General features: G+C 44.8%; 16 protein-coding genes, 1 pseudogene and 1 riboswitch. Of the genes and pseudogenes, 15 read left to right on the forward strand and 2 right to left on the reverse strand.

All coding sequences use genetic code 11. From position 1 onward, the window contains the following. The first annotated feature begins 45 nt into the window (after nt 1-45). The gene (gene gloA2 / locus ACY8D0_RS12850; RefSeq protein ID WP_462410900.1) at nt 46-432 is read left to right on the forward strand and encodes an SMU1112c/YaeR family gloxylase I-like metalloprotein; all 387 of its coding nucleotides are present in this window, start codon (nt 46-48) and stop codon (nt 430-432) included. A 431-nt stretch (nt 433-863) separates the two neighbouring features. After that, nucleotides 864-1,082, forward strand: a pseudogene (locus ACY8D0_RS12855) (TM2 domain-containing protein); the annotation flags it as partial. A 12-nt stretch (nt 1,083-1,094) separates the two neighbouring features. Here the strand turns inward: ACY8D0_RS12855 and ACY8D0_RS12860 are convergent. After that, a complete protein-coding gene (locus ACY8D0_RS12860) occupies nt 1,095-1,295 on the reverse strand; it encodes a hypothetical protein (protein WP_462410901.1) in 201 nt (66 codons plus the stop codon). Nucleotides 1,296-1,346: 51 nt separating this feature from the next. Between ACY8D0_RS12860 and ACY8D0_RS12865 the strand changes: the two genes are divergently transcribed. The 9 genes from ACY8D0_RS12865 to ACY8D0_RS12905 all read left to right on the forward strand — a co-directional run bounded on the left by ACY8D0_RS12865 (nt 1,347) and on the right by ACY8D0_RS12905 (nt 11,257). Then, on the forward strand, nt 1,347-2,003 hold the full coding sequence (locus ACY8D0_RS12865; RefSeq protein WP_462410902.1) for a 5-bromo-4-chloroindolyl phosphate hydrolysis family protein: 657 nt from the start codon (nt 1,347-1,349) through the stop codon (nt 2,001-2,003). Continuing rightward, the gene (locus tag ACY8D0_RS12870; protein ID WP_462410903.1) at nt 2,000-3,175 is read left to right on the forward strand and encodes a toxic anion resistance protein; all 1,176 of its coding nucleotides are present in this window, start codon (nt 2,000-2,002) and stop codon (nt 3,173-3,175) included. Before ACY8D0_RS12865 ends, ACY8D0_RS12870 begins: the two co-directional genes overlap by 4 nt. Before the next feature lie 183 nt (nt 3,176-3,358). Further along, a riboswitch (cyclic di-GMP riboswitch) is annotated at nt 3,359-3,443 on the forward strand. 55 nt (nt 3,444-3,498) lie between these two features. Next, nucleotides 3,499-3,663 (forward strand): hypothetical protein, encoded by a 165-nt coding sequence (locus ACY8D0_RS12875; RefSeq protein WP_462410904.1) that lies wholly within the window; start codon nt 3,499-3,501, stop codon nt 3,661-3,663. A 655-nt stretch (nt 3,664-4,318) separates the two neighbouring features. Continuing rightward, nucleotides 4,319-4,465, forward strand: a complete 147-nt coding sequence (locus ACY8D0_RS12880; RefSeq protein WP_462410905.1) for a hypothetical protein — start codon at nt 4,319-4,321, stop codon at nt 4,463-4,465. A gap of 310 nt (nt 4,466-4,775) precedes the next feature. Beyond that, nucleotides 4,776-6,461 carry a serine hydrolase domain-containing protein gene (locus ACY8D0_RS12885; RefSeq protein ID WP_462410906.1) on the forward strand — a complete coding sequence of 562 codons (1,686 nt, stop codon included), beginning with the start codon at nt 4,776-4,778 and terminating at the stop codon, nt 6,459-6,461. A gap of 21 nt (nt 6,462-6,482) precedes the next feature. Then, nucleotides 6,483-8,549, forward strand: coding sequence for a glycoside hydrolase family 3 protein (locus ACY8D0_RS12890; protein ID WP_462410907.1), 2,067 nt, complete (start codon nt 6,483-6,485; stop codon nt 8,547-8,549). Nucleotides 8,550-8,576: 27 nt separating this feature from the next. Continuing rightward, nucleotides 8,577-9,833 (forward strand): exo-beta-N-acetylmuramidase NamZ family protein, encoded by a 1,257-nt coding sequence (locus tag ACY8D0_RS12895; RefSeq protein WP_462410908.1) that lies wholly within the window; start codon nt 8,577-8,579, stop codon nt 9,831-9,833. A gap of 137 nt (nt 9,834-9,970) precedes the next feature. Next, on the forward strand, nt 9,971-10,927 hold the full coding sequence (locus tag ACY8D0_RS12900; RefSeq protein WP_462410909.1) for a DUF4405 domain-containing protein: 957 nt from the start codon (nt 9,971-9,973) through the stop codon (nt 10,925-10,927). Nucleotides 10,928-11,128: 201 nt separating this feature from the next. Further along, nucleotides 11,129-11,257, forward strand: coding sequence for a hypothetical protein (locus ACY8D0_RS12905; RefSeq protein ID WP_462410910.1), 129 nt, complete (start codon nt 11,129-11,131; stop codon nt 11,255-11,257). A gap of 20 nt (nt 11,258-11,277) precedes the next feature. Here ACY8D0_RS12905 and ACY8D0_RS12910 read toward each other — a convergent pair whose 3' ends face one another. Beyond that, the gene (locus ACY8D0_RS12910; protein WP_462410911.1) at nt 11,278-12,222 is read right to left on the reverse strand and encodes a nuclease-related domain-containing protein; all 945 of its coding nucleotides are present in this window, start codon (nt 12,220-12,222) and stop codon (nt 11,278-11,280) included. Nucleotides 12,223-12,427: 205 nt separating this feature from the next. On the opposite strand from ACY8D0_RS12910, the gene ACY8D0_RS12915 reads away from it, so the two are divergent. From ACY8D0_RS12915 to ACY8D0_RS12930, 4 genes are read left to right on the forward strand one after another with little or no spacing between them, the layout of a single operon-like run. Beyond that, nucleotides 12,428-13,330, forward strand: a complete 903-nt coding sequence (locus ACY8D0_RS12915; RefSeq protein WP_462410912.1) for an ABC transporter ATP-binding protein — start codon at nt 12,428-12,430, stop codon at nt 13,328-13,330. Nucleotide 13,331: 1 nt separating this feature from the next. Next, complete coding sequence (locus tag ACY8D0_RS12920; RefSeq protein ID WP_462410913.1) at nt 13,332-14,069, forward strand: ABC transporter permease; 738 nt, start codon at nt 13,332-13,334, stop codon at nt 14,067-14,069. A gap of 5 nt (nt 14,070-14,074) precedes the next feature. Then, nucleotides 14,075-15,208 (forward strand): sensor histidine kinase, encoded by a 1,134-nt coding sequence (locus ACY8D0_RS12925; RefSeq protein WP_462410914.1) that lies wholly within the window; start codon nt 14,075-14,077, stop codon nt 15,206-15,208. After that, nucleotides 15,205-15,807 carry a response regulator transcription factor gene (locus tag ACY8D0_RS12930; protein ID WP_462410915.1) on the forward strand — a complete coding sequence of 201 codons (603 nt, stop codon included), beginning with the start codon at nt 15,205-15,207 and terminating at the stop codon, nt 15,805-15,807. Before ACY8D0_RS12925 ends, ACY8D0_RS12930 begins: the two co-directional genes overlap by 4 nt. The last annotated feature ends 467 nt before the right edge of the window (nt 15,808-16,274 follow it).

The raw sequence follows: 16,274 nt of genomic DNA on the forward strand, positions 1-16,274 counted from the left end.
TGTTATCATGGTGGATAGAATGTTTATATAGGAAGGTTGTTGACCATGAAACTAAATAAAATCCATCATATTGCAATTATTTGTTCCAATTACGAAAAGTCTAAAGAGTTCTATGTGCAGATTTTAGGACTAAATCCCATCCATGAGGTTTACCGAGCGGAAAGGAATTCCTACAAGCTTGATTTAGAGGTGAACGGACAGTATCAGATTGAGTTGTTTTCTTTCCCCGCCCCGCCTGAGCGGCCAAGTTATCCGGAGGCAGCAGGCCTGAGACACCTGGCTTTTGAAGTGGAGGACATTCAAGCAGCGGCGGCTGAAATAACGGAGCAGGGGATAGCAGTCGAGCCAATCCGAGTCGACCCGGTCACCCATAAAAAGTTCACCTTCTTCAGTGACCCGGACGGACTGCCGATTGAACTGTATGAGCAATAAAAATAGTGATTATGTTGTAAATTTCGGAGACTGCAAAAATTTTAAATATTGTCAAATTGGTATAAAAATCTATTTTCCCAGTGGGTGTAAAATGAATAATATGATAACTTTTCTACACCTATTTTTTGGGGGGGATTTGTGTGAGCAATTGTTATGTTCATCCTGATGCGGAGGCAGTCGGCATTTGCGTCGGCTGTGGGAAATTTATTTGCAGTGGCTGCAACACCGAACTGAAAGGAAAAAATTATTGTAAAAGTTGTTTGAATGATTTATTTGATGAAAATAAGCGGAAACTCGAGAAATTGGAAGAAAATAAACAAAGCCAGCCCATGGTGTTCATGAATGCCGGGGGAGGCGGGGGAGCCTCTAGTTCATCCAGTTCCTCGAGCAGTTCCAGTGCCGATAGCCGCGGGGTTGCACCAAGGTACACTAAAAACAAAACAACAGCAGGTATCTTGGCCATATTCCTCGGCGGCATCGGTGTACATAAATTTTATCTCGGCAGATGGGGCTGGGGAATTCTTTATTTATTATTCTTCTGGACTTACATTCCGGGAATTATTGGCCTCATCGAAGGAATTGCCTATCTTGTTTCCAATCCGGATGACTTTGCCAGAAAACATGATCCCGGATATATTCCTTATTCGTAACTGAACATACGATCACAACGCGACAGGGGTGAGGGCCGTAATATGCAGCCGCTCACCCTTTTCTTCTGCCTTAGCAGTCCTTTCCTTAACCATATACGTCTTAAGCCCTAGAGAACTTTCCGTTTGCAGTCTATGGTAAGCAGGAGTTTTTTCGTGTATTGTGGAAGTAGTAAAGGAAATCGTTTCCTTTTCCGCTATGGCTGAAACATTCATCTTGTTCATCCGTATGAATATAAAGGATTATGAGTCAGGAGTCGATTTATTATGAACCCGTTTCTTTCGTTTATCATTCGTTCACTCGTTGCTGTCCCTGTCACCATCATTACAGGGTTTGTCAGTTTTGTTTTCTTTGACGTCAACTTTCTCCCGTCTGTAGGCTATGCCATCCTTGGCGGAGTCATTGTTCATGTCATCCTGTCCTTAGTCATGACTCAGCAATTTTTGAAAAAACATCAACTAACAAGGAAAGAATACCGTTATATTCGAAAAAATTTGGCGGAAGCCAGCAAGAAAATCCGCCGATTAAACAAATCATTGTTTGATTTCCGTGACCTTTCCTCTGTCAAGCAGAGAATGGATATCATGCGGATCACCAAGAAAATCCAAAAGATGGCCGCCAAGGAGCCGAAGCGGTTTTACCAAGCCGAGCCGTTTTATTTTTCCCACTTGGATTCAATTGTGGAGCTGACCGAAAAGTATAGCTTCCTTGCGTCTCAGCCGAAAAAAAGCATCGAAATCAATCAGTCTCTTATTGAAACGAAACAGACTTTAAATGAAATGACTAAAGTGTTGGAAGATGACTTATATACGATCGTTTCCAATGATGTGGATCATTTGAATTTTGAAATAGATGTAGCCAAGCATTCCATCAATCGATACAAAGATTCGAAATTTCCCGATAAGAACAGGTGGTTTAAATGAACGAAAACAATCCGAATTTAAACAAAAAAGACAACTTACTGGACGATATTCTGGCCGACCCGTTTGGCGAAGGCCATCAGACTGCCAAAAGCCCGGCCCCGCAGGCCCAAGATGCAAGGCCAGTCAAATTAATCGATACGATTCCGGAGGAGCACCGGGCCAAGGCCTACCAGCTGGCGGAACAAATTGACCCGACCAATCATCAAGCGATGATTCAATATGGCAGCCAGGCCCAAAGCAAGCTGTTATCGTTTTCCCATAACATGCTAGAACATGTGCAAAAAAAGGATGTCGGTGAAATCGGCGAAATTATCGCTGACTTAATGAAAAAATTGAACGAAGTGAATCCGGATGAACTAAGGGATGAGAAACCATCCTTTTTTGGCCGTTTGTTCGGAAAAATATCTAACTCGATGCAGGAAGTACTCTCGAAATACCAAAAGACGGGGGCGCAAATTGACCGGATCAGCGTAAAACTCGAACGCAGCAAAAACGTCCTGTTATCCGACATCAAATTGCTGGACCAGCTTTATGATAACAATAAGGAATATTTCCATGCTTTGAATGTGTATATCGCTGCAGGAGAAATCAAACTTGAAGAAATGTACCAAAAAACAATCCCCGAGTTGAAGCGCAAAGCAGAGCTGACCAATGATCAGATGAAATTCCAAGAAGTCAACGACATGATTCAATTTGCCGACCGTTTGGATAAACGACTGCATGACTTAAAGTTGAGCCGGGAAATCACGATTCAGGGCGCACCGCAAATTCGCCTGATCCAAAACACCAACCAGGCGCTTGTGGAGAAAATCCAATCGTCGATCGTAACGGCCATTCCATTATGGAAAAATCAGGTGGCGATTGCTCTGACATTAATCCGCCAGCGTCATGCGGTAGAAGCACAAAAACAAGTTTCGAAAACCACCAACGAACTGCTGCTTAAAAACGCGGAAATGTTAAAAACCAACACAATTGAAACCGCGAAAGAAAACGAGCGCGGGTTGGTCGATATTGAAACATTGAAGAAAACACAAGAAAACTTGATCAGCACATTGGAGGAAACATTGAGGATTCAAGAGGAAGGCCGGAATAAACGCCGGATCGCCGAGCAGGAATTGGCCGCGATGGAAAATGACTTAAAATTAAAATTGCTAGAAATCAAAGGAAACTAACCCTAAGCCTCTTGTGCGCAGAAGCGCCAAGAGGCTTTTTTATGGAGCAGCTGCCTAGTCATTGCTGAAGAAAGGCCTGGTCCCATGGTCGCTAATAGTTCGGAAAATTCAGATTCAATAATAGGAAGCATGTCACTTTCCTTTTTCTCTTAATTTATGTATATTTTTGATAAACACATAAATCGTACGAAACGGCAAAACCATTGAAAAATGGTGACGCAAAACTATAGGGGCTACCGTCTAAGAACAATGCCAGCCAGTTACCGAACACGACCAACTTCCACGGTTTATGTATGCATAACAGAATTGAGGAGGGGCTTCATGTGTTAAGAATGATATTAAAGGGCAAATATTATTATCACGTCTTCCAGCACCGTCATAATGAACTGCTGCAGCAGGATTGTTTATGTGATGATTTAAGGAAAAAATTAATGGTAAAAGCAATCTACCACAATAGCAAAGTTGTGGAGATTGCTGCGCGTTTGTAATTGAATGAGAAGTACGCCGGGCCCCAATCCCGGCGTACTTTTTTTATGGAAAGTATAAAACTTTTGACCTTGAGAATTGTCTAGCTCTAGCGCCCTAGCGGTGAGACGCCTTCGGTCTCCGCCCTACGATAAGCCAAGCATGAACGCGCTTCGTTCTTCGTGTTTCCTTTATCCCGTTCAACGGGCAGTAGATTCTCAACTGCCCGTAAGAACCCGATTGGTTCAACTAACAATCAGCGAGAAAAACGCTCGCTGATTGAAGTTTCACCTTATCCCGTTCAACGGGCAGTAGATTCTCAACTGCCCGTAAGAACCCGATTGGTTCAACTAACAATCAGCGAGAAAAACGCTCGCTGATTGAAGTTTCACCTTATCCCGTTCAACGGGCAGTAGATTCTCAACTGCCCGTAAGAACCCGATTGGTTCAACTAACAATCAGCGAGAAAAACTTTCGCTAATTGAAGTTTCACCTTATCTCAGTTGGAGCCCAACACAAGGAAGGCTTCGTCAGCATAGGCTTCGCACGAGCAAAAAGCGTTAGCTTTTTGGAGGAGGCCTGTCGTGCGCTGACCAGGGGTTGCGCTTTTCTTTGTCTAAATTTCTCATGAATATCCAAAAAATGGACAGTCTAATAGTAGACAAAGGAGGAATTCTTTTGAAAAATAAACAGGATGATACAAGCGAAGGGTTAAACCAAATCTTTGAAATCATTAATGCAAAAGGGGATATCGGCGAACTGGAGCAAATCGTAGAAAAAACAGATGATTTCAACCAACAGGAAGGAAAGCCAACTGAATCATAAGTCTGAGCTAATGGACCTAGGCCAACAAACCGGGTCCATTTACGCTGTCATGTGGAACAAATGTGGGTAAAAAACTGGATAATGGGGATAAACTATCTTGTTTTGTGAACAACTTCTATAGAAATGTGTATAACTGTCATTTAGTGGTCATACAAATCTAAATTTTCAAACTAATGTATTCAACTCTGTGGATAATTATGTGGATATATATGAAAAACTGTTGATAACTAGGATAAATCTGGGGAAAACGTGTGTATAATCGTTTTGGAGTAAATAGGTAAATGTATTCACAATGAATGAGGGAGGATTTATGAAAAAAAGAGCCATGATCTTTACAGCAGTTTGCACAGCTGTAATAGGCACAACAAACGTACAGGCTTCCGAAGGTACGAAGAGTAGCCCGAACATGGAAGTGAAAGAGAAAAAAAGCGTCTCCGCATTAAAGAACCCGCACTCTGAAATGATTTGGAGTGCCTTCTCCATCCCTGTCGCCAGTGTATTGAAGCCCAGCTCTCCACGAGAAGCCAAAATGATTGCCTCCCCACTTCAACAAATCGACTCCATTATCAACAACTCCATTTCGCAGCAGTATTTCCCCGGTGCAGTTGCTTTGGTCGCGAGAAGCGGGAAAATTGTCAAACATACGGCATACGGTTACTCCGCCCGCTATACGGACAGCAAGCTGTCAGAAATGGACCGGCCAATCTCAATGAGGAAAGACACGATTTTTGACGTGGCCTCCATCAGCAAAATCTTTACTACGGTGGCGATTATGCAGCTTTATGAGAAAGGACTTTTCCAGCTGGACGATCCCGTCTCCAAGTATATTCCCGCATTTGCGGCCAACGGAAAAGAAAAAGTCACGATCCGCCAGCTGTTGACCCATACGTCAGGATTGAAGGCTTGGCTCCCGCTCTATTCACTAGAAGGATCGCGAGAAGAAAAACTGCGGCTGGTTTTTCAACAGCCATTAATAAACAAGCCCGGTGCTTCATATGAATACAGTGACTTAAACATGATCACCATTGGCGCTCTAATCGAACAACTATCCGGCAGGCGTCAAGACGTGTTTGTCAAAGAACATATCACTAGGCCGCTGGGAATGAAGGATACGATGTATAATCCGCCAGCTTCTTTAAAAAAGCGCATTGCCGCCACCGAGTATCAAGCGGTTCCGGCACGCGGCCTTGTCTGGGGCAAAGTTCATGATGAAAATGCTTGGTCGCTTGGAGGGGTGGCGGGGCACGCGGGCGTGTTTTCCACTGCCCAAGACTTAGCCAAGCTGGCCCATGTGTTTATCAACAACGGAAAATATGGCGGGAAAACCATTTTAAAGCCGGAAACAGTAAAGTTTATTTTGCAGAATCAGAACGGGTCCTTCCGGGGGGATGATCACGGACTTGGCTGGGAGTTAGCGCAAAACTGGTACATGGACGCATTATCGGAAGGGACCGCTTCTTTTGGCCATACTGGATTTACCGGGACTTCGATTGTGGTCAATCCGAACAGCAAAACGGTTGCCATCTTGTTGACAAACCGAGTCCATCCGAGCCGAAGCATGGGACCGGTAAACGAGACAAGGAGACTTTTTGCCCGCCAAGTTGCTGACGCGCTACCGGTTTCCATACCAGGAGGAGGCACCGCTTGGTTTGCCGGTTACGGGGACAAGGTAAACCGGAAGATGGAAGCGGATTTGCACTTGAAAAAGGATGGCACCTTATCCTTTTCAACCTGGCACATAATGGAAGATGGCTGGGATTTTGGCTATATCGAGATTTTTCGAACGGGCACATGGAAAAAAGCTGCCGAGTTCGCGGGGACCAGCAACGGCTGGGAAAAACAACAGTTACCCGTGCCGAAAGATGCAGAAAAATTGCGGTTTGTCTACAAAACGGATGGCTCCATCAATAAACGCGGCTGGTATGTAGGTAATCCAAAACTTGGCGGCAAAAAACTGAAGTTTTACCGGAATGACTGGCAGGTGAGGGATCATTAATTTTACCAAAGGAGGGGAAGCATGTTAAAAAGTTTGAAAGTGGCCATGATCATCTTTTTGACCGTGGTCATCTTAACCGCTGCCATGCCGAGTTCGCGGGAACCGGCCTTAACGAGAAAGCAGGATTTAGTCATCGACTTGAACGTACCCCAAGTGACACGGGAAACCGTCGGCGGCCAAATTCAGCTGAATGCCCTTCGTATTGGGGAGGATGGCCATTTTATGTTGGCCACTGAAAAGTTAAAATGGCAGTCCTCTAATAAAAAAGTCGCGAAGGTGGCGAACGGCAATGTGAAACGAGCCGGCCACAACGGAAAGTCGTTGATCACGGTGAGCGACGGCCGCTCCACGGACCGGATTGGAATTCGCATCAAGGGCGATAAGATTTTTGTGAAAAAAGAACAAGGGAAGCGTTATGACGTGATAGGCAAGGTAATTAAAAATATGACGATGGAAGAAAAGGTTGGCCAAATGTTGATGCCGGATTTCCGGACCTGGCAGGGACAAAATGTGACCGTCATGAACGATGAAATGGCCAAACTGGTGAGTGACTATCACTTGGGCGGTGTGATTTTGTTCCGTGAAAATACGGTCACGGCGGACCAAACCGCAAGACTCGTCAGTGCTTATCAGGATGCGGCGGAAAAATACGCTATGTTGATTTCGATTGACCAAGAAGGTGGAATCATCACTCGGCTGCAAACCGGAACCGACTTTCCAGGCAACATGGCTTTGGGCGCGGCACGCTCTGTGAAATTGACTGAAAAGGTGGGCAAAGCCATCGGGGAAGAACTGAGCGCGCTCGGGATTAACATGGACTTTGGCCCGGTCCTCGACACCAACAACAATCCCGATAACCCGGTGATTGGCGTCCGCTCATTCGGGGAAGACCCGAAGTTGGTGGCGAAATTAGGAAACGCTTATATGAGGGGGCTTCATGAAACAGGGATTGTCTCAACAGCCAAGCATTTTCCCGGCCACGGCGACACGGCGGTCGATTCCCATATTGGCCTGCCGGAAGTGCCACATGATATTGTTCGTCTGAAAAAAGTGGAGCTATACCCGTTCCAAAAGGCGATGGATGCTGGCATTGACGCGGTCATGACTGCGCATGTGACCTTTCCGAAAGTGGATGATACGAAAGCCATCTCCAAAAAGGACGGTTCGGAAATTACAATCCCGGCCACCTTATCCCATAAAGTGATCACCGGTTTAATGCGCGAGGAGATGGGCTATAACGGAGTCATTGTCACCGATGCCTTGAACATGGGGGCAATTGCCGAACACTTTGGCCCTGTTGACGCAGCCATCCGCGCTGTGAAAGCGGGTGCCGATATCCTGCTGATGCCAGTCGGGGTTGAAGATGTCGCCAATGGGCTGTACGAAGCCATCCATTCCGGGGAAATTCCGATTGACCGGGTGGAGCAGTCCGTTAAGCGAATCCTCACCCTGAAGCTGAACCGCACCATTGTGAAGCCGAAAGCCGACAAGAGTGTGGAAGAAAAGGCGGCCAATGCCCTTAAAGCAGTTGGATCGGCGGAACATAAAGCCATTGAAAAAGAAGTCGCTGCAAAATCAATTACGCTAGTAAAAAACAGTGACGTGCTTCCGCTAAAAGCAACGAAAGAGGATAAAATCGCGGTGGTAGGAAACGCTGGCTCCTACGTGAACTTGCTTGCGGAACAAGTGAAAAAGCAACATGACAATGTTATGTATATCCATACGCAGTCAAAACTTAGCACGGCACAACTGAGAGCAATAAAGGATGCCAAATATGTCATCGTTGGTACCTATACTGCCAGTGTTTCGGGGAGGGCTCCTGCTGCAGGGCAAATGCAGTTGGCCAATCAGCTGATTTCCGAGATGGATGTACCGGTTATTGCCGTTGGGATTCGAAACCCTTACGATGTCATGTCCTACCCTGATGCTGATGCCGCGTTGGTCCAATACAGTTACCTTCCAGCCAGTTTCGAAGCAGCGGTTAACACCATTTTCGGTAAAAATAATCCGACAGGACGGCTTCCAGTGACCATATACAACCATGATGGTAGTGTCTTGTTTGGTTATGGACATGGGCTGAGGTATTAAAAGTCAAGAAAAAAAGCGGGGACCCCGATGAAAAAATGTCTAGCCGGTGTGATGGCCATGTTGCTGATACTTTCAGCGGTCAAAGCCGCCAATGCCGCCAATCATCACCATGAAAAAAAGGAATCACCGTTCCGGTTAGGAGTGGAGGTTTTGCTTGAGGACCGAAATGAGTTGATAAAAGGAAAGCGTTTCGGGCTGATCACCAACCCCACCGGTGTCGATCAACAACTTCATAGTATCGTAGATAGGCTTTACCATCATCCTGATGTTCAATTAACGGCGCTTTTTGGCCCGGAACACGGCGTTCGCGGCACCGCCCCGGCCGGTACCCATGTGAAATCGTATACCGATGAAAAAACCGGGGTCCCCGTATACAGCCTATACGGCGCGACGAAAAAACCCACCCCTGAAATGCTTGCCAATGTGGATGTGTTGTTATTTGATATTCAGGATGTCGGTGCCCGCTTTTATACCTACATCTACACCATGGCATTGGCCATGGAAGCAGCGAAGGAAAATCATATTCCGATAATCGTGCTGGACCGGCCAAACCCCATTAACGGCACGGACGTGGAAGGCCCGATTATGGAACAGAAATATACTTATTTTGTCGGGGAATACCCGATTCCGGTCCGCCACGGGATGACGGTTGGCGAACTGGCCCGGATGTTTAACAAGGAATTTGAAATTGGCGCCGATTTGACCGTGGTGAAAATGGAAGGCTGGAAGCGCAGCATGATTTATGACGATACCCCGTTGCCATTCCTGAAGCCCTCACCCAATATCCCGACGTTGGATGCTGCTATTTGTTATCCGGGCACGGGCCTTATCGAAGGGACGAACGTTTCGGAAGGAAGGGGGACACCGCGACCATTTGAATGGATTGGCGCTCCGTTTATCAACAAAGATAATTTGGCCGCCAAACTGAATTCCTATCATCTGGCGGGTGTGACCTTCCAGGCAGCTTCGTTCATCCCGGCCACTTCAAAGCATATGAATCAATTAAGCCACGGTGTCCAAATACATATCACAAACCGAGAGTCCTTTAAGCCGTTTGAAACGGGACTATACCTTGTTAAAACGATTCACGACATGTATCCGGAAAATTTCCGATTCCTGGCACCAAGCAGCGCAGGCACCTCCTTCTTTGACCAGCTCGTCGGCAGCGGTTCCATCCGTGCTGGGATCGAAGCTGGGAAATCCATTGAGGAAATGAAAAAGGAATGGCAGCCTGCGTTGGACAAATTCATGAAAGTCCGGGAACGGTATCTTCTTTATAAATGAAGTGCGGCATCCTTACAGAACTCGCCTGTTAAAAATGGGCGGGTTTTTATTTTTTGGTTTCTTAAGGAATATTTAAGGTTGAGCCATTAAATTAAATTTAGACATTCGGAAGTCGTAAATTTAAAAGGAGCATAACCATGGAAAAGAAAAAAAGCTCGAAAATGATCACATACATCAAGTTTGGACTAGATCTATTAATGGCAGTAACCTTTGTTTTATTTTTCAACAAGCGTGTTTTAGGAGGCTTGACGTTCCATGAAATTGCAGGCTTGGCGATTGGAGCCGCATTTTTTACCCACATCGCACTCAATTGGCGCTGGGTGAAAAACGTGACGCTGAAGCTGTTTGATCGCAAGCTGCCTGCTAAAACAAAATTGGGATATGTGTTAAACCTGTTGTTATTGATTACGATGGCCTTTATTATCATCAGCGGTATCTTCATCTCTAGAGTCGTGTTCCCGAATATCAACGTAGGGAATGAGCAATGGTTCAAAATGTCCCACATGGCCATTTCTTATTTGGCTCTAGTCTTAGTGGCAGCCCACGTCGGATTGCACTGGAAATGGGTCATCAATGTATTTAAGAATATCGTGAAAATCAAAACCCCTAAACCTGTCTTGGGTGTTATCGCAAAAGTAATGACTGTCGGGTTATTAGTGTTTGGAAGCTATGAAATCTACACATCCAGTTTCATGAATCAACTCCAAAGAGTAACTACCGTGTTTTCCTCTTCTTCCCAAACAGCAGGGGGTGACTTCCATGGCGGCGAGAAACCGGATTTTGCAGGCAGCGGCTCTGAAACTGGAGCACGGCCGGACTTTGCAGGTGGCAGCTTCGAAGCAGGAGACCGGCCAGACTTTGCAAATGGTGAATTCAAAGGCGGAGATTTCGACAAATCGGCTATGACAGAAGGCGGATTTAAAGGTGAAAAAGGAGATTTTGGAAACGCGAGCGTCATTAGTGTCATTGTCCAGTATTTTGGCATTATGTCAGTGTTTATCATTATCATCTATTATCTTGATAAATGGCTTGGGAAAAATAAACGTAAAAAGAAACAAACGAACAAGAATAAAGACGAACTGGCAAGTGCTTAAATTGGATGAAGAGGTCTGCCTTAGTAGAAGCAGATCTCTTTTTTTACTACCGGGAAGATAAAGGTGTTGCATCCGGATAACAATAGAATGAAAATTCAGCAAATTCATTAACGACCATTCGAGCGAAAAAAATTAGAGAAGAGTAGTTAATCAAGGCTATTACCGACCGAACCAGGGAGCAAAAGCGGAGAAGGGGAGTTAATGGGCGGGATTACCTACCGTTCGAGGATAGAGAAGGAGAGAACGGTAGGTAATCAAAGTCTATTAACGACCGAACTGAAGGCAGGGAGTAGAGATTGGTCGTTAATAAAAAATGGTAAGCAAAAATGAAATTTTTCATAAAAGGAAGCTCATTTTGAATGTAAGCTGGCAGGAGTAATCTTTCCCACATAATAAGTCCATTGGCCAACGCCAACAGCGTAATAGTTTTGCTTCAGTATCCTCCCAATCGTCTTCATAGACGCAAACGAATGGGTCCATTCATAAACAACGTTTGAAGTTATTTTAAGGTCTGGGAACAAGAGCCTCAGCTCCTCTATACTCCTCACAATAGCAGTATCAATCCACTCCACATGTCCGCATGTTTGGCAAATAGCTTTCTTTCCATGATTAACCATAGAAAAAGAGTTACAAATCCCACACGTAGGACCCTTTTTTAGAGTATGAAATTCATAAGATGGAAGTCTGGTGAAAGTAGGTTTAGTAATATGCAAAGAAACTAGTTTTTTAGCCAGCCTGATGTGTCTTTCCGTTGGTTTCCCGGGGAGCGCATCTAATTTTTCCATGAGGTGAGTTAATTGAGTTGGCAAGATAAATGGTTTATGAAGAGGGGCTTGGTATAAAGAGAATTCGGGGTTCACGAATACAACAGATCCTTCTGTAGAGAGATAGTATCCAAGATTTTGCAGTAACTGTCGAAGCAAGGACTCACAGCGGGTTAATTGGAGAAGTGGGTCCTTTATTTCCTTACCGGAAAGGGTGTAAAGCCTATCTGATTCGTAAAAATAATCGCCTTCATAATTTTTTATCTCGTATGGAAAAATAATATCCTTTGAGATGATTAATGAATCAATCTGAAACTGAGTACCTTTAACTTCTAGCAGCAAATCGTTCAGTACCAAAATTTCGCTCTGCAGCCTCCCAGTCATTTGATCAAACCTTACTTCGCCTTCGTATCCTTTTTCAAGATTTAAGTAGTTTCCTTTATCTGTTTTTGATAAGGTCATTCGGACATTTAATATTCTTAGAATCTTTAACTCATCGGATAAGGCTCGGTGTTTTAAAACTATTGCCATAGGCATCTTCCTTTCAATATTGACCTATACCAATCATATATATAATATCTCTTCTAGGTTTAAGGAAGGAGTGAATATTTTGTTAATAATTAATCATGCTGAAACAATATGACATTTGTCACCCCGTATTGGTGACAATCCTTACTAAAAGTGACACCCCCTTCCACAGTACAATAAAGTCAAGAAATCAGGAGGTGTTCCACAAATGAACGAAGTTTTAACAGTGAAAAACGTGACAAAGTCATTTCAACATAAAACAGCCGTCCACGATGTATCTTTTTCCATCACCAAAGGAGAGGTAACCGCAATCCTCGGGCCAAACGGGGCCGGAAAAACAACGACCATTTCAATGATCCTAGGCCTCTTAAAACCCACATCAGGAGAAATCCGGTTATTCAACCGCCAACCGCACGAAAAACAAGTCAGGGAAAAACTCGGTACCATGCTTCAGGAAGTCAGTGTCATAGAAGGCTTAAAAGTACGTGAAATCCTGGCGTTAATCAGAAGCTATTATCCGGAGCCGCTTCCCATGGAAAACCTCATCCGCCTGACTGGCCTGACAGAGCAAGACTTAAAAACAAGAGCGGAAAAGTTGTCCGGCGGCCAAAAGCGCCGGCTCAGCTTCTCCTTGGCACTGGCTGGCAATCCTGAATTGATTATTTTCGATGAACCGACCGTCGGCATGGACATCACCGCTAGAAAACAATTTTGGCAAACAGTAAGACAGTTGGCCGACCAAGGTAAAACAATCATCTTTTCCACCCACTACCTGCAGGAAGCCGATGAAGCGGCAGACCGCATCCTGTTGTTCAAGGACGGAAGCATTGTCGCCGACGGAACGCCGGATCAAATCAAAGCCAGCATCAATAAGCAATCTGTTTCATTTATCGTCGACCCAGAAACCTCACTGGAAAGATTGTATCAACACAGCGAAATCGACCGGATTTATCGAAAAAATAACCGGGTCTATGCCGAAGCGGCCAACACCGACCGGGTACTGGAGCTGATTTTTCAAGAAAAAATGGGGGCACGGGATATTCAAATTGAACGCGGCAAGCTGGAGGAAGCATTCGAACAGCTGACCAGCGGAATAAAGGAGGCCATTTAGCATGAAAGCATTTCAAATGCAATGCAAAACAGAGATGATCAGGGTTTTAAGAAATCGGTATTTTGTCTTTTGGTCATTGGTGATGCCCATTATTTTCTATTATGTGTTTACGAATTTAGTGAATTCGGATGTGCCAGATAAAGAAGAATGGCAGGCCCATTATTTAATGTCAATGACTGTGTTTAGTGTCATGGGCTCTTCGATGATGACACTAGGAATTCGAATGGTACAAGAGCGTTCGCAGGGCTGGTCCACCTTCATCCGTACGACTCCTTTGTCTGACAGTGTTTATTTTGCTGCCCAAATGATTGGCCAAAGTGTGATCCATGTATTGTCAATTACCATTATTTTTATCGCAGGTGCGATCATTAATGATGTCAGTTTATCTGTCCTTGAATGGGTGATGAGCGGCTTGTGGATTTTGTTTGGGTCACTTCCGTTTCTTGCAGTGGGCACAATGATTGGCTTGATGAAAAAAGTAGAAACCGCCGCTGGCATCAGTAATGTGGTGTATATGGTCTTAGCAGTAACCGGAGGCTTATGGATGCCCCTTGAGGTTATGCCGAAAATAATGCAAAATATTGCCCAGTGGCTGCCTTCCTATCATTTTGGCAACGGCGCCTGGGAAATTGTCCGCGGTGAGCTGCCGGATTGGAAAAACATTCTGATATTAATCGCCTATTTGGCCCTGTTCATGCTACTATCAAAGTATATTAGAAGAAAACAAGAAGCGGTGTGATGAGAATGAACCGAAGATTTAGCCTATTCCCTAGCCAATACGGTTTCTTCCCTTATATCTTCCTAGTCTATATTGGATTTCCAGTCTTTTATTTGACGAAGGAAGAACATGGACTGAAACAGCTGATTGGCTACGGAATGGTGCTCCTGTTCTTGGTCACGTACCGGCAGCTTTACTTTTGCATGGGGAATAAAAAGTTCACCTACTGGCTGTCGGTACAGATGGCCATTGTGTTTATCTTGAGTATGTTTTATAGCTTAAATCATTTTTTTCTAGGATTTTTTCCGGCGAATTTCATTGGCTGGTTCCAGAATAAAACGGTATTCTATCGCGGACTGGTGAGCCTAGCGTTCATCGAAATTTTCCCTATTGTTTATCATATCCTCATGACAGGAAGTCCATTGACGTCCAAAGAACTGATATATTTTATTCCCTTTTTAATCATCATGCTGATTTCCCCGTTTGGGATCCGCTCGATGAATCGCAGGATGGAGCTGGAAAAGCAGCTTGCTCAAGCTAATAAGCAAATTGAAGAATTGGTCAAACGGGAGGAGCGGGTAAGGATTGCCAGGGATTTGCATGATACTCTTGGCCATACATTATCCCTATTAACATTGAAAAGCCAGCTAGTGCAGCGGCTAATACCTGCAGACCCGGACCGGGCTAAAACTGAAGCAAAAGAAATGGAAGTCACGTCAAGGGCAGCGTTAAAACAAGTGCGCGAGCTTGTCTCCGATATGCGTGCCGCTACAATTGCCGAAGAATTGATACAAATTCAGCAGATTCTTCGGGCTGCAGGCATTACCTATCAATATGATGGGAAAGCTGATTTTTCCAGGATTCCCCCGTTTACGCAAAACATAATCGGCATGTGCATTCGCGAAGCGGCCACCAATGTCGTCAAGCATAGCCGGGCTGCCCATTGTTCCATTTCTGCGAAGCTCTCGACTGAAAAAATAAACATTACCGTTTCGGATGACGGTATGGGAGTCCCGAATGACCAGTTGTTTGGCAATGGCCTAAACGGCATGAAAGAGCGGCTGGCCCTTGTCGATGGATTTCTTTCGTTATCGAGCCATAATGGAGCCGTGCTGGAAATAACGGTACCAATTATTAAAAAAGAGGAGGCGGCCGTGTGATTCGGTTGTTGATTGCGGAAGACCAGCGAATGCTGTTGAGCGCGCTCGGGTCTCTGCTAGATTTAGAGTCTGATATGAAAGTCATTGGCCAAGCCACCAATGGGGACGAAGCACTAAAGTCCATTTTGAAACTCGAGCCGGACGTCTGTTTAATGGACATTGAGATGCCGGTAATGAATGGCTTAGAGGTGGCAGAAGAACTGGTACGCAGGTCTGCATCCAGCAAGGTGATTATTTTGACAACTTTTGCTCGACCCGGTTTTTTTGAGCGTGCCGTCAAAGCTGGAGTTCATGGCTACCTGTTAAAGGATGGAGAAATTGATGAGCTCGCCGATGCCATCCGCAAGGTAGTTGCAGGAAAGCGGATCTTCAGCCCAGAGCTGACGTTTAACGTCATTCGTGAAGAGAACCCGTTGTCTCAGAAAGAACAGGAAATCTTAAAGCTAGCGGCTTTAGGTAAAACTACTAAAGAAATTACCAAAGAACTTTATCTTTCCTCCGGCACAGTACGCAATTATATATCGGAAATCATCCACAAGCTCGGCGCCAAAAACCGCACAGAGGCCGCCAGCATTGCCGAGAAAAAAGGCTGGATATAAACTAATTGATACAGAAATAGCTCTCGATTATTCGGGTGCTATTTTTTTATAAAAACGACCATAAACACCGCCCTATCTAGTGCCCTTTCTGGCTTGGACAAGCTACCCCTTATCCCATTTTGAATAAATTAATACTAGTTTACAAGGAGGGGAAGGACAAGACATGGTAAGAAAAGCAATTATTCCAGCAGCAGGGGTATGGAACTAGAAATCTGCCAATCGCCAAGGTTTTACCGAAAGAAATGCCAATTTGCGCCAGGCGTGATATTGAAGGATTTGATAGAGGTAAACGATGTACAGCCGCTTTATTTTCTCTAAAAACTGAAGCGAGCTTTAGGTGGTTAATGATTTGATATACTGTCCTCGTTAGTCTTTGTAAACAATCAGAAAAAAGGACGCCTAATAATAGAAGAAGTCGGCTGTCCAGTCCAACTTGCTTTTTCTAAAAAAATAAGGGAGGCTAACCC

The organism is Neobacillus camarae (genome assembly GCF_054950115.1).

What these genes read in the sequence shown, in the direction of transcription:
- gloA2 (WP_462410900.1), top strand. Translation starts at nt 46, where the DNA reads ATGAAACTAAATAAAATCCATCATATTGCAATTATTTGTTCCAATTAC.
- ACY8D0_RS12860 (WP_462410901.1), bottom strand. Translation starts at nt 1,295, where the DNA reads ATGAATGTTTCAGCCATAGCGGAAAAGGAAACGATTTCCTTTACTACT.
- ACY8D0_RS12865 (WP_462410902.1), top strand. Translation starts at nt 1,347, where the DNA reads ATGAACCCGTTTCTTTCGTTTATCATTCGTTCACTCGTTGCTGTCCCT.
- ACY8D0_RS12870 (WP_462410903.1), top strand. Translation starts at nt 2,000, where the DNA reads ATGAACGAAAACAATCCGAATTTAAACAAAAAAGACAACTTACTGGAC.
- ACY8D0_RS12885 (WP_462410906.1), top strand. Translation starts at nt 4,776, where the DNA reads ATGAAAAAAAGAGCCATGATCTTTACAGCAGTTTGCACAGCTGTAATA.
- ACY8D0_RS12890 (WP_462410907.1), top strand. Translation starts at nt 6,483, where the DNA reads ATGTTAAAAAGTTTGAAAGTGGCCATGATCATCTTTTTGACCGTGGTC.
- ACY8D0_RS12895 (WP_462410908.1), top strand. Translation starts at nt 8,577, where the DNA reads ATGAAAAAATGTCTAGCCGGTGTGATGGCCATGTTGCTGATACTTTCA.
- ACY8D0_RS12900 (WP_462410909.1), top strand. Translation starts at nt 9,971, where the DNA reads ATGGAAAAGAAAAAAAGCTCGAAAATGATCACATACATCAAGTTTGGA.
- ACY8D0_RS12905 (WP_462410910.1), top strand. Translation starts at nt 11,129, where the DNA reads ATGGGCGGGATTACCTACCGTTCGAGGATAGAGAAGGAGAGAACGGTA.
- ACY8D0_RS12910 (WP_462410911.1), bottom strand. Translation starts at nt 12,222, where the DNA reads ATGGCAATAGTTTTAAAACACCGAGCCTTATCCGATGAGTTAAAGATT.
- ACY8D0_RS12915 (WP_462410912.1), top strand. Translation starts at nt 12,428, where the DNA reads ATGAACGAAGTTTTAACAGTGAAAAACGTGACAAAGTCATTTCAACAT.
- ACY8D0_RS12920 (WP_462410913.1), top strand. Translation starts at nt 13,332, where the DNA reads ATGAAAGCATTTCAAATGCAATGCAAAACAGAGATGATCAGGGTTTTA.
- ACY8D0_RS12925 (WP_462410914.1), top strand. Translation starts at nt 14,075, where the DNA reads ATGAACCGAAGATTTAGCCTATTCCCTAGCCAATACGGTTTCTTCCCT.